We start from the raw sequence: 17,914 nt of genomic DNA on the forward strand, positions 1-17,914 counted from the left end.
CGCCAGAGGCGCAGGTGTTACGCGCTTTTTGCACCTGCCAACGGCGGCAACTTCGCCAGCCTCAACGCCACCAGTAACGCGCCAATCAACAGCGCCACGATAAACGCACCAATGCCGTTCCACCCGGCAAGGTGCCAGAAGAATCCACCCGTAGTGCCCGCGACGCTGGAGCCAGCGTAATAGCAAAACAGGTACAACGACGACGCCTGCCCCTTGGCCTTGGTCGCACGGCGGCCGATCCAGCTGCTGGCCACCGAGTGGGCGCCGAAGAAGCCGAAGGTGAAGATCAGCATGCCCGGCACCACCAGCCATAGTGGGGAGAATAGGGTCAGCAGCATGCCGCAGAGCATCAGCACAATCGTGGCCCACAGCACGCGACGGCGGCCAAGGCGGTCGGCCAGGGAGCCGATTTTCGCCGAGCTGTAGATGCCCGACAGGTACACCAACGACAGCAGCCCGACCACGGCCTGGCTGAGGTCGTACGGGGCGGCCAGCAGGCGATAGCCGATGTAGTTGAACATCGTCACAAATGCGCCCATCAACAGGAAGGCTTCCAGGAACAGCCACGGCAGGCCCGCGTCCTTGAAGTGCATGACAAAGCCGTCCACCAGGCTGCGCGGCTTTAGGCTGCTGGCGCGGAAGTTGCGCGATTCGGGGAGGATTTTCCAGAACACCGTGGCCGCGATCAGCGCCAGGGCGCCGATAATCAGCATCGCGGTGTGCCAGCTGACGAAGTCGATCAACACGCCGATGATCAGGCGACCGCTCATGCCGCCGATGGCATTGCCACCGATGTACAGGCCCATGGCCAGGCCAATGTGTTGTGGGTGGATCTCTTCACTCAGGTAGGTCATCGCCACGGCGGCCAGGCCGCTGAGTGACAGCCCCACCAGCGCACGCATCAGCAGAATCCCTTCCCAGCTCGGCATCAGGCCGCTGGCAATTGTGGCCAGCGCCGCACAGAACAGCGCAGCGACCATCACCGGTTTACGCCCCAGGGTGTCGGAAATCGGCCCGGTGATCAGTAGGCCCAACGCCAGCATCGCAGTGGACACCGACAGAATCAGACTGCTTTGCGCAGCGTTGATGGAAAACTCGTGGGACAGCGCCGGCATCATCGGCTGCACGCAGTACAGCAGGGCAAACGTGGCAAAGCCGCCAGAGAACAGCGCCAGCACTGTGCGCATGAACATAGGCGTGCCTTTTTCGATGAACACGTCATTGAGCTGAGCCACCACCTCATCCAGTGCGGTAGGCGGGACGTCTTGAGCGAGTGGCGCGACAGCAGATTTCACGGGGACCTCGGGGGGCAAAAGCCTGTCAGGGCTGGCAATGCAAAAAAGAATATAGCTGGCTAATGATTCTTTCCAATATATTGTTCGACCTGTTTGATAGCTTTTACGACCTAATGGGGTTTGCATGGAATTGCGTCATCTGCGGTACTTCATCGCCGTCGCCGAAGAGTTGCACTTTGGCCGCGCCGCGCAGGTGCTGGGCATCTCGCAACCGCCACTGAGCCAGCAGATCCAGGCGCTGGAGCAGGAGGTGGGGGCGCGGTTGTTCGAGCGTACCAATCGTCGGGTTGAACTGAGTGAGGCGGGGCGCCTGTTCCTGCACGAAGCGCGGTTGGTGCTGGCCCAAGTGGATAAGGCGTCGGATGTAGCGCGGCGCGCACAGTTGGGTGAGTTGGGGGAGCTGAAGATTGGCTTCACCTCGTCCGCGCCGTTCAACGCCAGTATTCCCCAGGCAATCTTTGCGTTTCGCCAGGCGTTCCCGGCGGTGCACCTGAACCTTCAGGAAATGAGCAGCACCGAAGTGGCTGAGTCGCTGGTGGATGAGTCGATCCAAGTGGGGCTGATGCGGCCATTGCCGCTGCCGGATTCGTTGAGCGTGATCGAGCTGATGCGCGAACCGTTGGTCGCCGTCTTGAGCGCCGGTCACCCGCTGGTGGACAGCAGCGAGCGAGGCTTGCATCTGGCGCAATTGGCTGACGAGCCTTTTGTGTTTTTCCCACGTAGCTATGGGAGCGGTCTGTATGCCCAACTGCTCAACCTGTGCCGCGACGCTGGCTTCAGCCCGCACTTCGCCCAGGAAGCAGGAGAGGCGATGACCATCATCGGCCTGGTGGCGGCGGGGCTGGGGGTGTCGGTGTTGCCGGCGTCTTATCAGCGCATCCGCATTGACGGCGTGGTGTATCGCACTTTGCTGGATCCCGAGGCGGTGACCTCGGTATGGCTGGTACAGCGCAAGGGCGCGCAGACGCCGATGGCGAAGGCGTTTGTGGAGTTGTTGACGCGTAAGGCCGCCCAATAAAAACGCCGCGCTCTGTCAGCCAGAATGCGGCGCCTGATCTGAGGGCTGCTACGCAGCCCATCGCGGGCAAGCACGCTCACCACAGAATCTCGGTTTTACTTGGTGGTGCCCGTCTGCTCAAACAACTGTGCCGCCGAGCCCTGCTCAGCACTCACGCCATTGCTGCGCAAGCCGGCCATGATGTCGCTGTCCAGGTTGTTCACCCAGCGGTTGTAGTTGCGATGGATCTTGCCGTCCTTGTAGCCCAGGTCGCGGCTGTCACGGTAGGTGATGGCGTAGCTGTTGCGGGTGTAGCGGATGTCGATGGCGGCGTAGTACTGGTTACGCACGGTGATTTCCGCCTGCACCAGTTGCGGGCTCAGGCGCTGCACCGTCCACTCGCGTTTTTGCAGGGCGTTGACGATCACCGCCTTCATTTTTTCTTCACTGACCTGGGCGTTGACCGGCAGGTCATGCTGGGTGTTGAGCACCGGTTTGTTGGTGCAGCCAGCCGTGGTCAACAGGGCCAGGGTGATCAGGGTGGCGCGTAGCAAGGAAGACATTCCGTATTCTCCAATCGATTTAAAATTCAGGACCAGCGGCGGAAGATCAGCGACGTATTCACGCCGCCAAAAGCAAAGTTGTTGTTCATCACGTAATCGTGGTGCATCTCGCGGAATTCACCTTGCAGGTAATCCAGTTCGCCACATTGTGGGTCGACGGACTCCAGGTTGAAGGTGTGCACGTATTGGTTGCGGTTCATCATCTCGATGCTGAACCACGACTCCAGCGCCCCGCACGCCCCGAGGGTGTGGCCGAGGAAGCTTTTCTGCGAGCTGATGGGCATGCGGCTGCCGAACAGGCTGCTGGTGGCCAGGGTCTCGGCGATGTCGCCTTGATCGGTGGCGGTGCCGTGGCCGTTGACGTAGCCAATCGCGTCGGGTGTCAGCCCGGCATCTTCCAGGGCCAGCTCCATGGCGCGGCGCATGGTTTTCTGTTCGGGGCGGGTGGTGTGCTGGCCGTCGGCGTTGCTGCCAAAGCCGACCAGTTCGGCATGAATATGTGCACCCCGCGCCAGGGCGTGTTCCAACTCTTCCAGCACCAACATGCCGCCGCCTTCGCCGATCACCAGGCCATCGCGACCGCTGTCGTAGGGACGTGGGCTGGTTTGCGGGGCGTCGTTTTTCAGGCTGGTGGCGTAAAGTGCGTCGAACACCATGGCTTCGGTAGGGCACAGCTCCTCGGCGCCGCCGGCGAGCATCAACGGCAGGCGGCCGAACTTGATCGCCTCGTAGGCATAACCGATGCCCTGGCTGCCGCTGGTGCAGGCGCTGGACGTGGGGATCAGCCGCCCGGTCAGGCCAAAAAAGATGCTGATATTCGCCGCCGTGGTGTGCGGCATCATCCGCACATACGAGTTGGCATTCAGCCCCTCGGCCACTGAGTTCAGCAGCATATTGCCGAAGGCCTTGATCTCATCGGTGCTGCCGGTGGACGAACCACAGGCCACGCCCATGCGCCCGTCCTTGATCGACTCATCACCGAGCAACCCGGCGTCCTGCAATGCCTGCTCCGCCGCCCACACCGCCAGGCGCGAGACGCGGCCCATGCTGCGCAGTTGTTTGCGGGTCCAATGGGCTGGCACCACGAAATCATCGATGGGCCCGGCCAGGCGCGTGTTCAGTTCGGTAAAGCGGTCCCACTCGTCCATGCGCCGGATACCGCTGCGGTTGGCGCGAAAGTTGGCCGAGATGGTCGCCCAATCGCCGCCCAGGGAGGTCATGCCGGCCATGCCAGTGACGACTACACGTTTCATCAGCACAGGCCTCCATTCACGGCCAACACCTGGCGGGTGATATAGCCGGCTTCGGCCGACATCAGGAAATTCACCGCACCGGCGACTTCTTCCGGCGTGCCCATGCGCTGTGCCGGGATCATTTTCATCAGTTCTTCCACCGGTACGTTCTCGTCCAGCATCGCAGTGTCGATCAGCCCAGGCGCGACGCAGTTGACGGTGATCTTGCGCTTGCCCAGCTCGATCGCCAGGGCCTTGGCCGCGCCGATCAGGCCGGCTTTCGAGGCGCTGTAGTTGACCTGGCCGCGATTGCCGATCAGCCCCGACACCGAGGTAATGCACACGATACGCCCCGCGGCGCGACGGCGAATCATCGGCATCATCACCGGGTGCAGCACGTTGTAGAAACCATCCAGGTTGGTGCGCATCACCACGTCCCAGTCGTCTTCCGACAGGGCCGGAAACGCACCGTCACGGGTCAGCCCGGCGTTGAGCACCACGCCGTAGTAGGCGCCATGTTGCTCGACGTCCGCCTCAAGGATCTGCTTGCAGGTCGCACGATCCGCCACGTCGAATTGCAGCACCCGTGCTGTGCGGCCAAGGGCCTGGATTTCGACCTGCACCGCGTCGGCTTCGGCACGGCCGCTGCGGCAATGCAGCACGATGTCATGCCCGGCCTGGGCCAGGCGCAGGGCAATGGCGCGGCCGATGCCACGGCTGGAGCCGGTGACCAGTACGGATTCAGTCATGGCGTTTCGTCCTTCGATTCATCTAAATAAGTGGCCGCCTGGGGCGGTCGAAATACGTTCAAGCGGGCGCTGGCCTGGATACCGTCACCGGTCAGGTGGCATTCGAACACACCCATGCCGTTGTCGTCTTCCAGAGAGCGCAGGCCGTGGATGGTCAGCTCGGCGCCTGCCGGGAAGTGTTCCACGTTGCACTCGAACTTACGTGTGCCGAGCAGGAAGCCCAGTTCCACCGCTTCGCCTTTCTGGCGCGCACGGCAACCGGCGTAGGCGGCGACGCTCTGCGCCATCAGCTCGATGCCGACCCAGGCTGGCAGGCTACCGTCAGCGCGGTTGAACAGGCCGCCAGGCTTGACGGTGGTGCGGGTGTGGATCTGCTCTTCGTCGAACGACAGCACCTGGTCGATCAGGATCATGTCGCCCGCGTGGGGCAGCAGGTCGGCGAGTGGCCAAGCGGTCATGGAGCCTCTCCGATAATCAGGCTGACGTTGTTGCCGCCGAAGGCGAACGAGTTACTCATCAGGCAGGGTTTTTCCAGGGTTTCGCCGCTGCGCGCCCATTGCAGGGCAGGCAACGTGGGGTCGGCCTGGCCGTCCCACACATGGGGTGGGACGCGGCCGTGGGTCAGGCTCAGCCAGCAAAACGCGGCTTCCAGTGCGCCGGCTGCGCCGAGGGTGTGGCCGCTCATGGGCTTGGTGGATGAGCAGGCCACGCCGTCGGGGAACAGGCTGGCGACGGCCAGGCTTTCCATCGCGTCGTTGTGCTGGGTGGCGGTGCCATGCAGGTTCAGGTAGCCGATCTGCTCGGGCGCCAGTTTTGCACTGGCCAGCGCTTTGCGCATCGCCTGCAATGCGCCTTTGCCGGTAGGCTCGGGCGCAGAAATATGGTGGGCGTCGCAACTGGCGCCACTGCCCAGCAGGGCGATGGGCGCAGGCGCTTTACTCATCACAAACAGCACCGCTGCTTCGCCGATATTGATGCCGTTGCGGTTCGCCGAAAACGGATTGCAGCGCTCGTTCGACACGGCTTCCAGCGCGCTGAACCCATTGAGGGTCAGCTTGCACAGGCTGTCCACACCGCCGCAGATCACCGCATCGCACATCCCCAGGTCGAGCAAGCGCTGGGCGCTCATCAGGGCGCGGGCGCTGGAGGTGCAGGCGGTGGAGATCACATAGGCCGGGCCGCTCAGTTGCAGCCAGTCGGCGAGGAAGTTCGCCGGGGCGCTGAGTTCCTGTTGCTGGTAGTCGTAGTCGCAGGGGAAGTGCTTGTCGCGCAGGTACAGGGCGATGCCGCGGCTGGCTTCGTCGATGCCCGAGGTGCTGGTGCCCAGCACAATGCCGACCCGCGAAGCGCCGTAGGTGTGGATCGCCTGGCGGATCTCGTCCCCGATCTGCAACGCCGCTTCCAGCAGCAGTTGGTTATTGCGGCTGCTCTGCTGGCCGAGTTCCACTGGGATGGTCGCCAATTCGCCCCGCACACTGCCTACCGGCAGCACGCGCTCGGGCACCCAGCCGTTTTCGGCGCACATGCCTGAGCAGTCACCGGCAAACAGGTTGCGACTGACCTGCGCTTGACCCCGGCCAAGGGCGCAAATCAAGCCAAGGGCGTTGAGGTAGGCGGTCATTGGGCGGCACCGAGCGGTGTGATGCGGTAGCTCATGGGTTGGCCGGTCATGTTCACGCTGAAGACTTCTGAAGACTGGTAGACGATCTGCCAATGCCCCGGCAGGGTCCGTGTGAGGTCCCTCGCCTGGGCGCTCGGATACAGCGCGCGCACGTCGTCCGCCGAGGTCAGGGCGAACAGCAGGGCGGCGAACAGCTCTCGCGCCTGGGGATTGGGCGGCAGCAAGCCATCGGCCTGCCAGGCGCCATCGATCAGTTTTTGCCGGGCCAGGGGGATGCCCAGCGGGTCCATCATCGACCAGCGGATGGCGCCGCCTTCGCGCTGGATCACCAGCAACCAGTCCTGGCTCTGGCCATCGGCCTGGCGCTGCACATGCAGTTGCATCGGCAACGCGAGCGCGGGCGTTTTTTCCGGCAACGGCGGCTGGCTGGCGCAGGCGCTCAGCAGCAACAGGCAGCCGATCAACAGGCTGCGCATCATGGTGCGGCACTCGCCAGGGGCTTGCGCGCCACGCAGTTGACCAGGGTTTCTTCGCGCTGGCCCACTGGCGGCGGATTCCGCAGGCCCCAGCGTTCCAGCAGGCCGAAGTCGCTGGAACGGCTCCACCACAAGTACGGGTAAGAAACGTTCTGCGGGCCGAACTCAAAGCCCTGCTCGCGGAGCATCTGCAGGTATTCTTCGGCGCTTTTCTGCACGTGCATGGGGTGACGGAACAGCCAGCGGATCACCCACGTATCGATATAGGCCTCGGTGGATTCGGCAAACAGCAGGTAGCCCCCCGGCTTGAGCACCCGGTAAAACTCTTTGAGTGCGCGATGTTGTTCGACCAGATGATGGAAGGTCTGGTGGCAGAACAGGATATCGACGCTTTCGTCCGGCACATCGAGGGTCGCGCAGTCGCTGCCGATCAGCTCGATGGCCAGGCCCTGGCGTGCAGCTTCAGCCTTGCTCAATGCCAGGCTGTGGGGGTCGGCATCCAGGCCGATCAGGCGTTCGGGGGCGAACACCTGCTGCAAGTACCGGAACGACTTGCCCTGGCCGCAACCGGCGTCCAGCAATACCGGCGCCTCGGGCAGCGGGTCGGTGAACAGGCTGCGCAGGTCGTTGATTGCCACGCGCAGCACATGGTGCTGCCAGGTGTGGCTGCGCAGGAACCAGAAGCCGAACTTCGTCTCTTCGACGTAGTTTTTACTCAGGTATTGAGTGCTCATACCGGCTCACTCGCGCAAATCTCCGACAACATCCGCAATCGTCGCTTGGGCTCGCTGACAAACGGGTTGCGCTCGTCCCACGCGTAGCCGGCGAGGATCGCGCTGATCATGCGGCGAATTTCCGGCGAACTTTCGGGGTGGAAAATCACATCCTGGAACGTCCCCGCGTACCAGCCTTCGACGTAGCAGCGGAAGGTGTCGACCCCGCGCTTGAGCGGCGCGGCAAACTCGGTTTGCCAGTCCACGGTTTCGCCCTTGAGCTGACGGTCCAATAGGCCGGCCGCCATGCTGGCCGAGCGCATGGCAATGGTCACGCCGGAGGAGAACACCGGGTCGAGGAATTCCGCCGCATTGCCCAGCAGCGCAAAGCCCGGGCCGTGCAGGGTTTTGACGTTGGCCGAGTAGCCGCCGATGGTGCGCGCCGGCGTGTCCCACACCGCGTTGTGCAGCACGCCGGACAGGCTTGGGGTTTCGTCGATAAAGCCGCGCAGGCAGGCATCGAGGTCGGCGTCGCGGCCGTCGAAATGCTCCTTGGCCGCGACCACACCCACCGAGCACCGGCCATTGCTGAACGGGATCGTCCAGAACCAGATATCGCGCTGGGTTGGATGAGTGGTCACCAAGATCTTGGTACGGTCGAAACCTGGGTGTTCGATGCGGTCTTCAATGTGGGTGAACACCGCCTGGCGCACCGGGAAATTCGACGGCGCTTCCAGGTCCAGCAGGCGCGGCAGCACGCGGCCGTAGCCGCTGGCATCGAGCACGAACCTGGCTTTGAGGTGGTACTCGCTGCCGTTCTCGCGGCGTACATGCAGGTAGCGGCTATCGCCTGCGAAATCCACGCCGACGATGGTCTCGCCGTAGCGGATCTCCACCCCCTGCAACGCTGCCTGGTCCGCCAGCAGCTTGTCGAACTCGCCGCGCTGCACCTGGAAGGTGGTCGGCTTGCCGTTGCTGAAGGTGTCACTGAAATCAAAAGCGCTGTAGCGCTCGCCCCAGGCGAACGCGGCACCGGTTTTTACCTGGAAGCCGGCGGCCTGCACGGCGTCGAGCATGCCGGCTTCTTCGATAAAGTCGATGCAGTGGGACAGCAGGCTTTCGCCGATCGAGAACCGTGGGAAATACTGGCGCTCGATGATCAATACATCATGCCCTTTGCGCTTGAGCAGCGCGGCGGCGATAGCGCCGGACGGGCCGGCGCCAATCACTACAACCTGGCGACGTTCCATTTCAACTGTGGGCACGAGGGCTCCTTGCCGCTTTGGCGATAATCCGATTCATAAGGCGTGTTTCTGTTGTCCGGCCCAAGGCGCCAGCATAAAGCTGAATGCCAGGCCGAGGCTGACCGATAGGCCGAAATTACTCACTGCCGGCGTGCTGGACACGGCCAGCAGACCAAACGACAACCAGGTTGTCAGCGCCGCCAGCAGCGTACCCAGCAGGCTCACGGCGGGGCCGCCGATCTGCTCGCGCATCAGGATCGCGTAGTCGACGCTGATCGCCGTCACCAGCAGCAAACCGAACAGGCTGAACAACGTCAGCGGCTGGCCCAGCCAACCGAGGCTGGCCAGGCTGCACAGTGCGGCCAGCAATGGCAGCGCGACGATGCGCAGGGCGCCGCCGAAACCAAACGGCAGGATCAGCAGCAGCACGATCAGCACGCACGACATCAATTTCAGTTGCGCGGCGCTGATCTGGGTGGCGGCGAACACGCGGTTCAGATCACCGAGGCGATCCACCAGCTGCACGCCCGGCAAGTCCAGGGCCTGCACTCGCAACAGCGCCGGGTTGTTCAAGCCTTGCAGGCTGACCATTGCAGCGACGCCACCGTCCACCGGGCCGAGCCACAGCGTACGCCAGGGTTCGGCCATCGGGCCGATCAGTGCGGCGTCGATGTCTTCGGTAGGCAGCGCTTGCAACTGCGCGACCTCGGCTTGCAGCGCGCTGGCCGGTACGCCGAGGTCGAGCAGCGGCTGCCAGTGCTGCGGCAGTGCGTTCAGGGCATCGCGCAGCTGTTGCTGTTCGGCGGGCAGGTTGACCAGTTGATTGAGCGCCAGGTAACCCTTGAGCTTGTCCATATTTACCAGTTGATCCAGGCGCTGGCCCAGCGCGGCCTGGCGTTCCAGCAGATGCTGTTGATTGTCGGCGCGCACCAGGAAGAACTGGCTGGTGGGCTGGAAACCGGTAATCCGCGCCACGGCCTGGGCCTCTTGCAGCAACTGCGGCGGTGCGCCGATCCACTGGCGGATATCGTTTTTGCTGTTGAGCTGCCACAACCCGCCGGCGCAAAACAGCATTACCAGCGCCAGCAGCACCGGGCTCGGCACGCGAGTGAGCAACGCCGCACGAACCTGCCACAAGCCTTCAGCGATACGCAGAGGCCATTGCGCCGGGCGCAACTCAACGCCTTTGAGCAAGGCCGGCAACAGGCACACGGCCGACAGATACGCACCGACCAAACCCGCAGCGGAGAACACCGCGATCTGGGTCAGCGCCGGGAACGGCGTCCAGGCCAGCGCCAGGTAACCGATGCAACTGGTGGCCAGGCTCAGGCTCAGCCCCGGCAGAGTCAGGCGCAATGCCGGCCAACTGCGCCACGGCTTGAGGCTCCAGCTTTTCGACAGGTAATGCAGCGGGTAATCCACCGCGACGCCGATCAGGCTGGAGCCAAGCACCAATGTCATCACATGCATATGGCCGAACAGCGCCACACACGCCACGGCGCCAAACAACATGCCCACCAGCACCGGCACGAATGCCAGCAATACCCGCCAGCGGCGGAACGCCAGCAGCAGCAACAGCAGGATGCCCACGGTCGCGCCGCCGCCGACCCAGGTGATTTCCCGCGTGGCCTGCTGCTGACCATTGGCGGCGTACAACAAACCGCTGGCCGCCAGCAGTTGCGCGCCTTGCTGACCGGCCTGTTCGCGGCTGGCCTGGAGCAAATCCGCCACCTGCAGCGGCAGTTTCATGTCAAAGGCATTGCCGGTGGTGCGCGCACGCAACAGCACCCAGCTTTTGCCGTCGGCATCGGCGATCAACGCGCCGCTGCCGATATCCAACTGCACCGAGCCACGTTGCGGCTGGCTGTTCTGGATACGTCCGGTCAGACCCAGCCAGTCATCCTGGCTCGGCACCAGGCTGAACCCGGTGAAGGGGTCGAACAGCGCCTGCACGCGCTGCTGGATAAAGGCGTCGGGGTGTTCGATCAGTTGCTCGCGGTCCTTGGTCGAGAGCATTGCCAGTCGACCACGCAGCAACTGTTCGCGCAGCGCAGGCAGGTCGGCCTGCAGGTTCCACTGCACCTTTTCGAACAGGCCGCTGGCCTGCCAGCGTTCGCCCAACTGTTGCGCCACGTTCACCGCTTGCTGGCGGTCGGCATGCCCCACCAATACCAGCATCTCGCGGTTCAGCGGTTCCTGCATGCGCTGTTCGGCCTGCAGCTCCAGGGCGTCCGGCGTACTGCCCGGCACCAGTTCCATCAGGTTGGCCGACAGCGGCGCGCCATGGCGCCACTGCCAGCCGGCCAGGGCCAGCACAGCCACCAGCAGGATCAGGAACAGGCGCGGCAGCAAGCGCTCACTGGGCAAAGTCGTGTTGCTCCGCGTCGCTCAACGGTTGTTCGGCGGTGCTGTCCTGCATGCGCAGGAGGGTGCTGTCGCCTTGGGTTTCCCGCAGCTCGATGGTTTGCACGAGGGCGCCACCGTCGATATTGATCTGGGTGAACACCTGCTTCAGCAGCAGCGAGCGCGGGATCAGCGTGAGTTTCCATTGTGTGGCCTCGCCTTGCAGTTGCAGCTCGAAATCCCGCTGCAAGCCGCTGCTGTCGCCCTGGAGCACGGCGAGGAACAACCGATTCTGCTCGGCACCGGCGCTCTTGTTTGGCAGCGTTTGCCAGCCATTGGCGTCACGCCGGGCGATGCCCTGGGCGCTGATGCGGTAGTCCTGCTGCAGCGGGGTCTTGAGCAGCCACAGCAGGCCGTGGTCTTTGGCGAGGACGAAGGTGCCCTTGCTGACCAACGGCTGCGGCAGGGCGCGCAGGTGTTTTTCCTGGATGAAGCTGCCGTGGATCACGGACGGTTTGGCCAATTGATCGCTGAGTTGTTGCAGGTCAAACGCGTGAGCCAGGCCTGGAATGCTTAACAACAGGACTAGCGCTGCCACAGGGGATCTCATTTCAAGGCTCTCTCTACGGCGTCAGTGAATATTTTGGGCGAGGCCAACTGCATCTCGCGGCTGGCCATCTCCACCGCCACCTGCACGGTGGTGGCGCGGGTCAGGCGCTCGCCGCTGGCCAGGTCCGTAATCAGGTAATTGACCTTCAAACGGTTCTCCCATTCCACCAGGCTGGCGCGCACGTTGATGGTCTGGCCAAACACCGCGCCGCGCACATAGCGCAGCTGCATGTCGATCACCGGCCAGGCGTAGCCGGCTTCGAGCATCGCCGTGTAGTTGTGGCCGATCTTGTCCAGCAGCGCGCAGCGCGCCACTTCGAGGTATTTCACGTAGTGCCCGTGCCACACCACGTTCATGGTGTCGACATCAAAAAACGGCACCAGGATGTGTGTGTCGCTGTGCAGTACGCCGGGGCTACGCATGCAGCCTCCAGTGTTGCTCGGCGATGCGTTGCAGACACAGGCGCAGTTCGCCTTCCAGGGCGCGGTCTTCGATCACTGGCGGGAAGTCCTTGGCCAGTTCCTCGTGCATGGCGGCCAGCGCCGGTGGCAGCGGCCGCGCATCCTCGGCCTGGGCGCGCAGCCACACACCTTGGTTGGCGGCGAGCAAGGTGGCGGCGGCGACCTGTTCGGTCAGCTCCAGCACGCGGATTGCATCGCGGGCGGCGATGGTGCCCATGCTGACCTTGTCCTGGTTATGGCACTCGGTAGAGCGCGAGAACACGCTGGCCGGCATGGTGTTTTTCAGCGCTTCGGCGGTCCAGGCGCTGGTGCCGATCTGCACGGCCTTGAAGCCGTGGTTGATCATGGCGCGGTCGGCGGGCGCGCCCGACAGGTTGCTCGGCAGGCCGTGGTTGTAACGCACGTCCACCAGCAGCGCGAGTTGGCGGTCGAGCAGGTCGGCGACGTTGGCCACCAGAGTCTTGAGGCTGTCCATGGCAAAGGCGATATGCCCGCCGTAGAAGTGCCCACCGTGCAGCACGCGCTCTTCTTCGGCGTCGATGATCGGGTTGTCGTTGGCGCTGTTCAGCTCGATCTCGATAAACGAACGCAGCCAGTTCAGGCTGTCGGCCAACACGCCGAGCACATGGGGCGCGCAGCGCAGCGAATAACGATCCTGCAGGCGGTGCAGCGGCGCGGTCGGCGCATCAATCGCCAGATCCTTGCGCAGCCAGGCCGCGACTTGCATCTGCCCAGGGTGCGGCTTGGCGGCGAACAGGCGCTCGTCGAAGTGTTCCGGGTTGCCTTGCAGCGCCACCACGTTCAGCGCGGTGATGCGCGTGGCCAGTTGCAGCAGGTAGTCGGCGCGGGCGAAGGCCAGGCAGGCGAGGCCGGTCATGACGGCGGTGCCGTTCATCAGCGCCAGGGCTTCCTTGGGACGCAACACCAGCGGGTCCCAACCCAGCTCGCGGTGCACATCGGCAGCCTGGCGACGTTCGCCACGGAACATCACCTCACGTTCGCCCGACAGGGTCGCGGCCACGTAGGACAGCGGCGTCAGATCACCGCTGGCACCCACCGAGCCCTCTTCCGGGATCAGCGGCAGCACGTCGTGTTCCAGGAACGCATGCAGGCGCTCCAGCAGCTCGACACGCACGCCGGAAACGCCGTGGCACAGCGACTGCAAACGCGCGGCCAGCACGGCGCGGGTGGCCTGTGCATCGAGCAGTTTGCCCAGGCCGCAACCGTGGAAGGTGTACAGGTGACGGGGCAGGGCCTCGACGTGCTGCAACGGCACCGCTACCACGCACGAGTCGCCGTAGCCGGTGGTTACGCCGTAGATCACGCCTTCCTTGTCCAGCAGCGAGTCGAGAAACTGCGCGCCCTTGGCGATGCGCTGGCGATACGCGGCGTCGCCCTGCAACTGGGTGGGCGCCTGACGGTTGGCCAGGGCCAGCACGTCTTCGATGCGCAGGGGGCGTTCGCCAAAGGTTACCGGCTCAAGATGCGTCGTCATCGGTCTTCCAGAAAGGGTAAAAGTTGAACCATTGTTGGGGCGCTTGTAGGCAGAACTGGCCCAGGCGTGCGGCGTAGCGTGCGGTCCACTGAGCGATGACCTGCTCGCGGGTGCTGCGTTTCCATTCGATCAAGGGTGTGAACGGTTCGATCGTCAGGCGGTAACGGCCATTGTGCTTGAGGCACATCAGCAGGTTGACCGGGCATTTGAGCAGGCCGGCCAGCAGCCACGGACCTTGAGGGAACGCGGCGTCATGGCCGAGAAAGTCCACGCGCACCGTGCGCCCGCCGTGCAGGGGCACGCGGTCGCCGGCAATCGCCAGCCACTCACCTTCGTCCAGGCGCTGGCTGAGCAGCAACATGGTCGCCGGGTCCAGCTCGCTGACCTGGATCAGGCGCAAATGGGTAGCACCGGCTTCGCCCAGCAGGCGGTTGAATTGTTCGGCGTGCTTGGTATGCACCAGCACGTTCATGGTGACTTGCTCACCGATCTCGGCCAGGGCACGGCACACTTCGAGGTTGCCCAGGTGTGCGCCCACCAGCATCTGCCCGCGCTCGCCACGCAGTTGCCCACGCAATTGCGCGGGGTCGTTGATTTCGATCTGTTCCAGGCGCAGCTTGCGGTTCCACACGTCGAGTTTGTCGAGCAGGGAATCGGCGAAGGCCATGAACTGGCCAAATACTTTGCGGTGGCTGGGGCGCAACTCATCGCGCCCGCTCCACTCGGCCAGGCGCTGTTGGTATTGCCAGGCGCTCTGGCGCGCGCTGCGGCCAAACAGGAAGAAGTACAGCACGATGCCATACAGCACCGGGCTCAGCAGGCGGCGGCCAAGGATTTTGGCCGCGAAGGCGGTGAATTTCATCAGCCAGTAGCTGCCGCGCTCTTCGCGGTCGGCCCAGTGGCGGGTGTTGTCACTCATGCCTGCCACCGCCGCCACAGGATCATCGGCGCACGCACCAACATGCCGAAGAACAGCCGCGTGTGCATGGCGCTGATACGCACGTTGTCATGGAACAGACGAAAGTGCGACAGGCCGTCAGTGGGGTAATGCACTTGGGTCGGCAGCCAGCGCATCGGCTGGTTGCGCCAGGCCAGGCGCACCAGGATGTCGGAATCGAAGTCCATGCGCGTGCCGATATAGGCCGAGTCCATCAGCGCCAGCACCGGTGCCAGCGGGTACACGCGAAAGCCGCACATCGAGTCGCGGATCTGCAGCGACAGTGTGTTGATCCACACCCACACGTGGGTCAGGTAGCGGGCGTACAGGCGGCCTTTGGGCACGCTCTCGTCGTATTCGGGATAGCCGCAGATAATCGCGTCGGGGTGTCTGCGGGAGGTGTCCACAAACGTCTCGACTTCGCGCAAATCATGCTGGCCGTCGGCGTCCACTTGCAGGGCGTGGGAGTAGCCCAGGCGCGCGGCTTCGCGGAAGCCGGCCATCACTGCGCCGCCCTTGCCTTGGTTGCTCGGCAGGGTCAGCAGGGTGACGTTATCCAGGGTCGCCAACTGCGCCAACACGGCGGCGCACGCCGGGCTGCTGCCGTCGTCTACCAGCAGGCACGGCAGGCCGCTGTTCAACAGGCTGCTCACCACGGCTGGCACTGCGGCTTCATGGTTATAGACCGGGATCAGGGCACAGGGCTTATGCATGCTCGGCCACCAGTTGGATCCGGCCACTGGAACACGCCGCGACGCCGTTGCGGTAGGCGAAGTACAGCTTGCCGCGCTCCCGGTCGAAGCGCAGGTGCAGTTCGATACGGTCGCCCGGTCGCACCAGTTGCTGGAACTTGAGCACTTCCATGCCGGCGAAGGTCGCGGGCAGGTCGAGCAATTGCTGGCCCAGGTTGAACGCCCATTCCACCTGCACCACGCCCGGCAGCACCGGCGTGACCGGGAAGTGCCCGCTGAAGTAGGCCAGGTCCGGCGGCACGCTCAGTTGCACGGTCCATTCGCCATTGGCTTCGCTCTGCTCTAGCACCTGCGGCGCCTTTGGCCGTGGCGCCAGCAGCAACGCGGTCACATCGGCCTGGGGCAACTTGCCTTGGGCGTTCAGCGGTAACTGGCGCAGCAGACGCCAGCGACGGGGCAGGGCCAGGGCTTCGCAATGCTGGCTCAGATGTTGGCGCAGGGTTTGAGTGAGGCTGCGGCGGCCTTGGTTGCGCAGGGCGTGCAAACCCTCGGCGCTCAGCACTACCAGGGCGCCGAGTGAGGCGCGGCTCTCTTGCACCACGCCCAGGCGCGTTTCCGCGACCCAGGGGTGAGTCATCAGCGCCTGCTCCAGCATGGGCAGGGAGATGCGTTTTTCTTCCAGTTTGACGATGCGGTCCAGGCGGCCGAGCAGCTCGAAGCGGCCATCGGCGTGGATGCGCGCAGCGTCAGCGGTTTGTTCGATATGCCCTGCGGGCAGGTAAGGCGAGGCGATGCGCAGCGCGCCGTCGGCGTCCTGGCTCAGCGCCACACCGGCAAACGGCTGCCAGGGTTGCGCACCTTGGCGCCAGGCGATGCCGCCGGTTTCCGAGCTGCCGAGGATTTCCGTCGGCCATTGCTGCAAACGCTCGTAAAGACTGGCGGCGGCTTCGACGGGTAAGGCGCCGCCGGAGGAAAACACCCGCGACACCTTGCTCAGCGCCGGCCAGTCGAGGTTGTCGCCCATGCGCTTGAGCAGTGCCGGGCTGGCCACCCAGGCGAACTGCGTGTGCTCGCGGCTGGCACGCTGCAAGTCTTCGGGGAAGGCCAATTGCTTGCGCATAAAGGTGCGACCGGCGCACAGCGGCCACAGCACGCGGAATAGCAACCCATAGATGTGCTGGGTGGCGACGCTGCCAATGATGCAGGCGTCTTTAAGGTCCGCACCCCACAAGGTTTCCAGCGCTTGAACCTCGTTGGCCAGTTGCCGCAGGGTCTTGTCGATACGCTTGGGTTCGCCGCTTGAGCCGGAGGTGCACAGGCTCAGCTGGCAGCTGTCCAGGTCGAGCGCGGCGCCAGGCAACGGCGCCTGGTACAGCGCGTCGAGATCGGCAGCGTCGACCAGCCAGGCATCGACGGCATCGGCCCAGCGTTGGCGGGTCTGGGGCTGCAGATCGGCAGGCAGCAGCACGCTGACCCCGGCGCGCCAGGCGCCCAGCAGGGCGATCGCCAGCACACCGGCATCTTCCAGGTGCACCGCCAGGCGCCGAATGCCGCGCGCTTGCAGGCCCGCGGCCAGACTGAGGGATTGCTCCCACAGCTGGGCGTGATTCATGGCAGGTTCGGTCGTGACCCAACGCTGTTGCAGCGGCTCAAGCAGCAAGTGCTCAAGTTTCAACCCATTCATATGCGGCCTCGAACCCTTTGTCGTACCAGCCATTCCACGGCAAACAACAAACCCATCAGCCCGTAGGCGATCAGGCCGTTGTACAACGTCCACCAGCTCAACGGCGCCCACAGGGTGAGGGCGGCGGCGAGCAGGCCATTACACAGAAAAAACACGCTCCACACCACGGTGACCTGGCGTGTATACACAATCGCATGGGGCGGCAGTTGCGGGTCGGTCATGCGGGCCAGGCGCTCCACCATCGGCGGGCCGTATTTCAGGCTCAGCCCAAAGAGCGCCAACATGAACGCACTGACCAGGCTCGGGTACCAGCGCAGCAAGTGCGGGTTGTCGAACCAGGCCAGCAACAAGCAAAACACGATCACCGCCAACGCCATCCAGCGGCTGCCGGGGCGTGGTGCGCCGGTAAACGCGCGCAACAGCCAGAGGCTGCCCAGCAGCAGCCCGAATTGCCACGGTGCAAAGTGCTCAGTGCCGTAATACACCGCGAAGGGGTACAGCAGCCCCGCCAACAACAGGCCAAGGCCGATCAGCCGGCTCATGCGGCGGGTTGGACCAGACGGTACACCGCCTCTACCACGTCGTTCACGGTGCGCACGGCCTTGAACTCTTCGGCGGCAATCTTCTTGCCGGTCTGGCGCTTGATGTGGTCGATCAGGTCCACGGCATCGATGCTGTCGATTTCCAGGTCTTGATACAGATTGGCGTCCAGGGTGACGCGCTCCGGGGTGAGTTCAAACAATTCCACCAAGGCATCGCGCAGGGTGTTGAAAATATCGTCACGAGTTTGCATGGTCCGGTC

Annotated in this window: 19 protein-coding genes; 1 reads left to right on the top strand and 18 read right to left on the bottom strand. The window is 64.0% G+C overall.

Annotation, left to right across the window (positions count from 1 at the left end):
• Window positions 1-17 precede the first annotated feature (17 nt).
• Window positions 18-1,247: an MFS transporter gene (locus DNK50_RS05685; RefSeq protein WP_371929516.1), complete on the bottom strand. Its 1,230-nt coding sequence runs from the start codon at window positions 1,245-1,247 to the stop codon at window positions 18-20.
• Window positions 1,248-1,419: 172 nt separating this feature from the next.
• On the opposite strand from DNK50_RS05685, the gene DNK50_RS05690 reads away from it, so the two are divergent.
• Entirely contained in the window at window positions 1,420-2,313 is an 894-nt protein-coding gene (locus tag DNK50_RS05690) for a LysR family transcriptional regulator (RefSeq protein ID WP_112193064.1), read from the top strand.
• Between the two features lie 95 nt (window positions 2,314-2,408).
• Here DNK50_RS05690 and DNK50_RS05695 read toward each other — a convergent pair whose 3' ends face one another.
• From DNK50_RS05695 to DNK50_RS05775, 17 genes are read right to left on the bottom strand one after another with little or no spacing between them, the layout of a single operon-like run.
• Window positions 2,409-2,855, bottom strand: a complete 447-nt coding sequence (locus tag DNK50_RS05695; protein ID WP_099583774.1) for a hypothetical protein — start codon at window positions 2,853-2,855, stop codon at window positions 2,409-2,411.
• A 26-nt stretch (window positions 2,856-2,881) separates the two neighbouring features.
• Window positions 2,882-4,108, bottom strand: coding sequence for a beta-ketoacyl-ACP synthase (locus tag DNK50_RS05700; protein ID WP_112193065.1), 1,227 nt, complete (start codon window positions 4,106-4,108; stop codon window positions 2,882-2,884).
• Window positions 4,108-4,836, bottom strand: coding sequence for a 3-oxoacyl-ACP reductase FabG (gene fabG / locus DNK50_RS05705; RefSeq protein WP_099583771.1), 729 nt, complete (start codon window positions 4,834-4,836; stop codon window positions 4,108-4,110). Before fabG ends, DNK50_RS05700 begins: the two co-directional genes overlap by 1 nt.
• Window positions 4,833-5,294, bottom strand: a complete 462-nt coding sequence (locus DNK50_RS05710) for a hotdog family protein (protein ID WP_099583770.1) — start codon at window positions 5,292-5,294, stop codon at window positions 4,833-4,835. The genes fabG and DNK50_RS05710 overlap by 4 nt, the downstream gene beginning before the upstream one ends.
• Window positions 5,291-6,457 (bottom strand): beta-ketoacyl-[acyl-carrier-protein] synthase family protein, encoded by a 1,167-nt coding sequence (locus tag DNK50_RS05715; protein WP_112193066.1) that lies wholly within the window; start codon window positions 6,455-6,457, stop codon window positions 5,291-5,293. Before DNK50_RS05715 ends, DNK50_RS05710 begins: the two co-directional genes overlap by 4 nt.
• Window positions 6,454-6,936 (bottom strand): hypothetical protein, encoded by a 483-nt coding sequence (locus DNK50_RS05720; RefSeq protein WP_112193067.1) that lies wholly within the window; start codon window positions 6,934-6,936, stop codon window positions 6,454-6,456. Before DNK50_RS05720 ends, DNK50_RS05715 begins: the two co-directional genes overlap by 4 nt.
• A complete protein-coding gene (locus DNK50_RS05725) occupies window positions 6,933-7,667 on the bottom strand; it encodes a class I SAM-dependent methyltransferase (RefSeq protein WP_112193068.1) in 735 nt (244 codons plus the stop codon). Before DNK50_RS05725 ends, DNK50_RS05720 begins: the two co-directional genes overlap by 4 nt.
• Window positions 7,664-8,911, bottom strand: coding sequence for an NAD(P)/FAD-dependent oxidoreductase (locus tag DNK50_RS05730; RefSeq protein ID WP_112193069.1), 1,248 nt, complete (start codon window positions 8,909-8,911; stop codon window positions 7,664-7,666). The genes DNK50_RS05725 and DNK50_RS05730 overlap by 4 nt, the downstream gene beginning before the upstream one ends.
• 33 nt (window positions 8,912-8,944) lie before the next feature.
• Complete coding sequence (locus DNK50_RS05735; RefSeq protein WP_112193070.1) at window positions 8,945-11,257, bottom strand: MMPL family transporter; 2,313 nt, start codon at window positions 11,255-11,257, stop codon at window positions 8,945-8,947.
• Window positions 11,247-11,831, bottom strand: coding sequence for an outer membrane lipoprotein carrier protein LolA (locus DNK50_RS05740; protein WP_371929470.1), 585 nt, complete (start codon window positions 11,829-11,831; stop codon window positions 11,247-11,249). The genes DNK50_RS05735 and DNK50_RS05740 overlap by 11 nt, the downstream gene beginning before the upstream one ends.
• 8 nt (window positions 11,832-11,839) lie before the next feature.
• Window positions 11,840-12,265, bottom strand: coding sequence for a thioesterase family protein (locus tag DNK50_RS05745; RefSeq protein WP_099583759.1), 426 nt, complete (start codon window positions 12,263-12,265; stop codon window positions 11,840-11,842).
• Complete coding sequence (gene hutH, locus DNK50_RS05750; RefSeq protein ID WP_112193071.1) at window positions 12,258-13,799, bottom strand: histidine ammonia-lyase; 1,542 nt, start codon at window positions 13,797-13,799, stop codon at window positions 12,258-12,260. The genes DNK50_RS05745 and hutH overlap by 8 nt, the downstream gene beginning before the upstream one ends.
• Window positions 13,783-14,718, bottom strand: coding sequence for a glycosyl transferase (locus DNK50_RS05755; protein ID WP_112196898.1), 936 nt, complete (start codon window positions 14,716-14,718; stop codon window positions 13,783-13,785). The genes hutH and DNK50_RS05755 overlap by 17 nt, the downstream gene beginning before the upstream one ends.
• Window positions 14,715-15,449: a glycosyltransferase family 2 protein gene (locus DNK50_RS05760; RefSeq protein ID WP_099583755.1), complete on the bottom strand. Its 735-nt coding sequence runs from the start codon at window positions 15,447-15,449 to the stop codon at window positions 14,715-14,717. Before DNK50_RS05760 ends, DNK50_RS05755 begins: the two co-directional genes overlap by 4 nt.
• Window positions 15,442-17,112 carry an acyl-CoA synthetase family protein gene (locus DNK50_RS05765; RefSeq protein ID WP_112193072.1) on the bottom strand — a complete coding sequence of 557 codons (1,671 nt, stop codon included), beginning with the start codon at window positions 17,110-17,112 and terminating at the stop codon, window positions 15,442-15,444. Before DNK50_RS05765 ends, DNK50_RS05760 begins: the two co-directional genes overlap by 8 nt.
• Window positions 17,109-17,654 (bottom strand): hypothetical protein, encoded by a 546-nt coding sequence (locus tag DNK50_RS05770; RefSeq protein WP_099583753.1) that lies wholly within the window; start codon window positions 17,652-17,654, stop codon window positions 17,109-17,111. Before DNK50_RS05770 ends, DNK50_RS05765 begins: the two co-directional genes overlap by 4 nt.
• Window positions 17,651-17,905, bottom strand: coding sequence for an acyl carrier protein (locus tag DNK50_RS05775; protein WP_112193073.1), 255 nt, complete (start codon window positions 17,903-17,905; stop codon window positions 17,651-17,653). The genes DNK50_RS05770 and DNK50_RS05775 overlap by 4 nt, the downstream gene beginning before the upstream one ends.
• Between the last annotated feature and the right edge of the window lie 9 nt (window positions 17,906-17,914).

Source organism: Pseudomonas sp. LG1E9, assembly GCF_003290225.1.
Lineage (GTDB): Bacteria > Pseudomonadota > Gammaproteobacteria > Pseudomonadales > Pseudomonadaceae > Aquipseudomonas > Aquipseudomonas cyclaminis.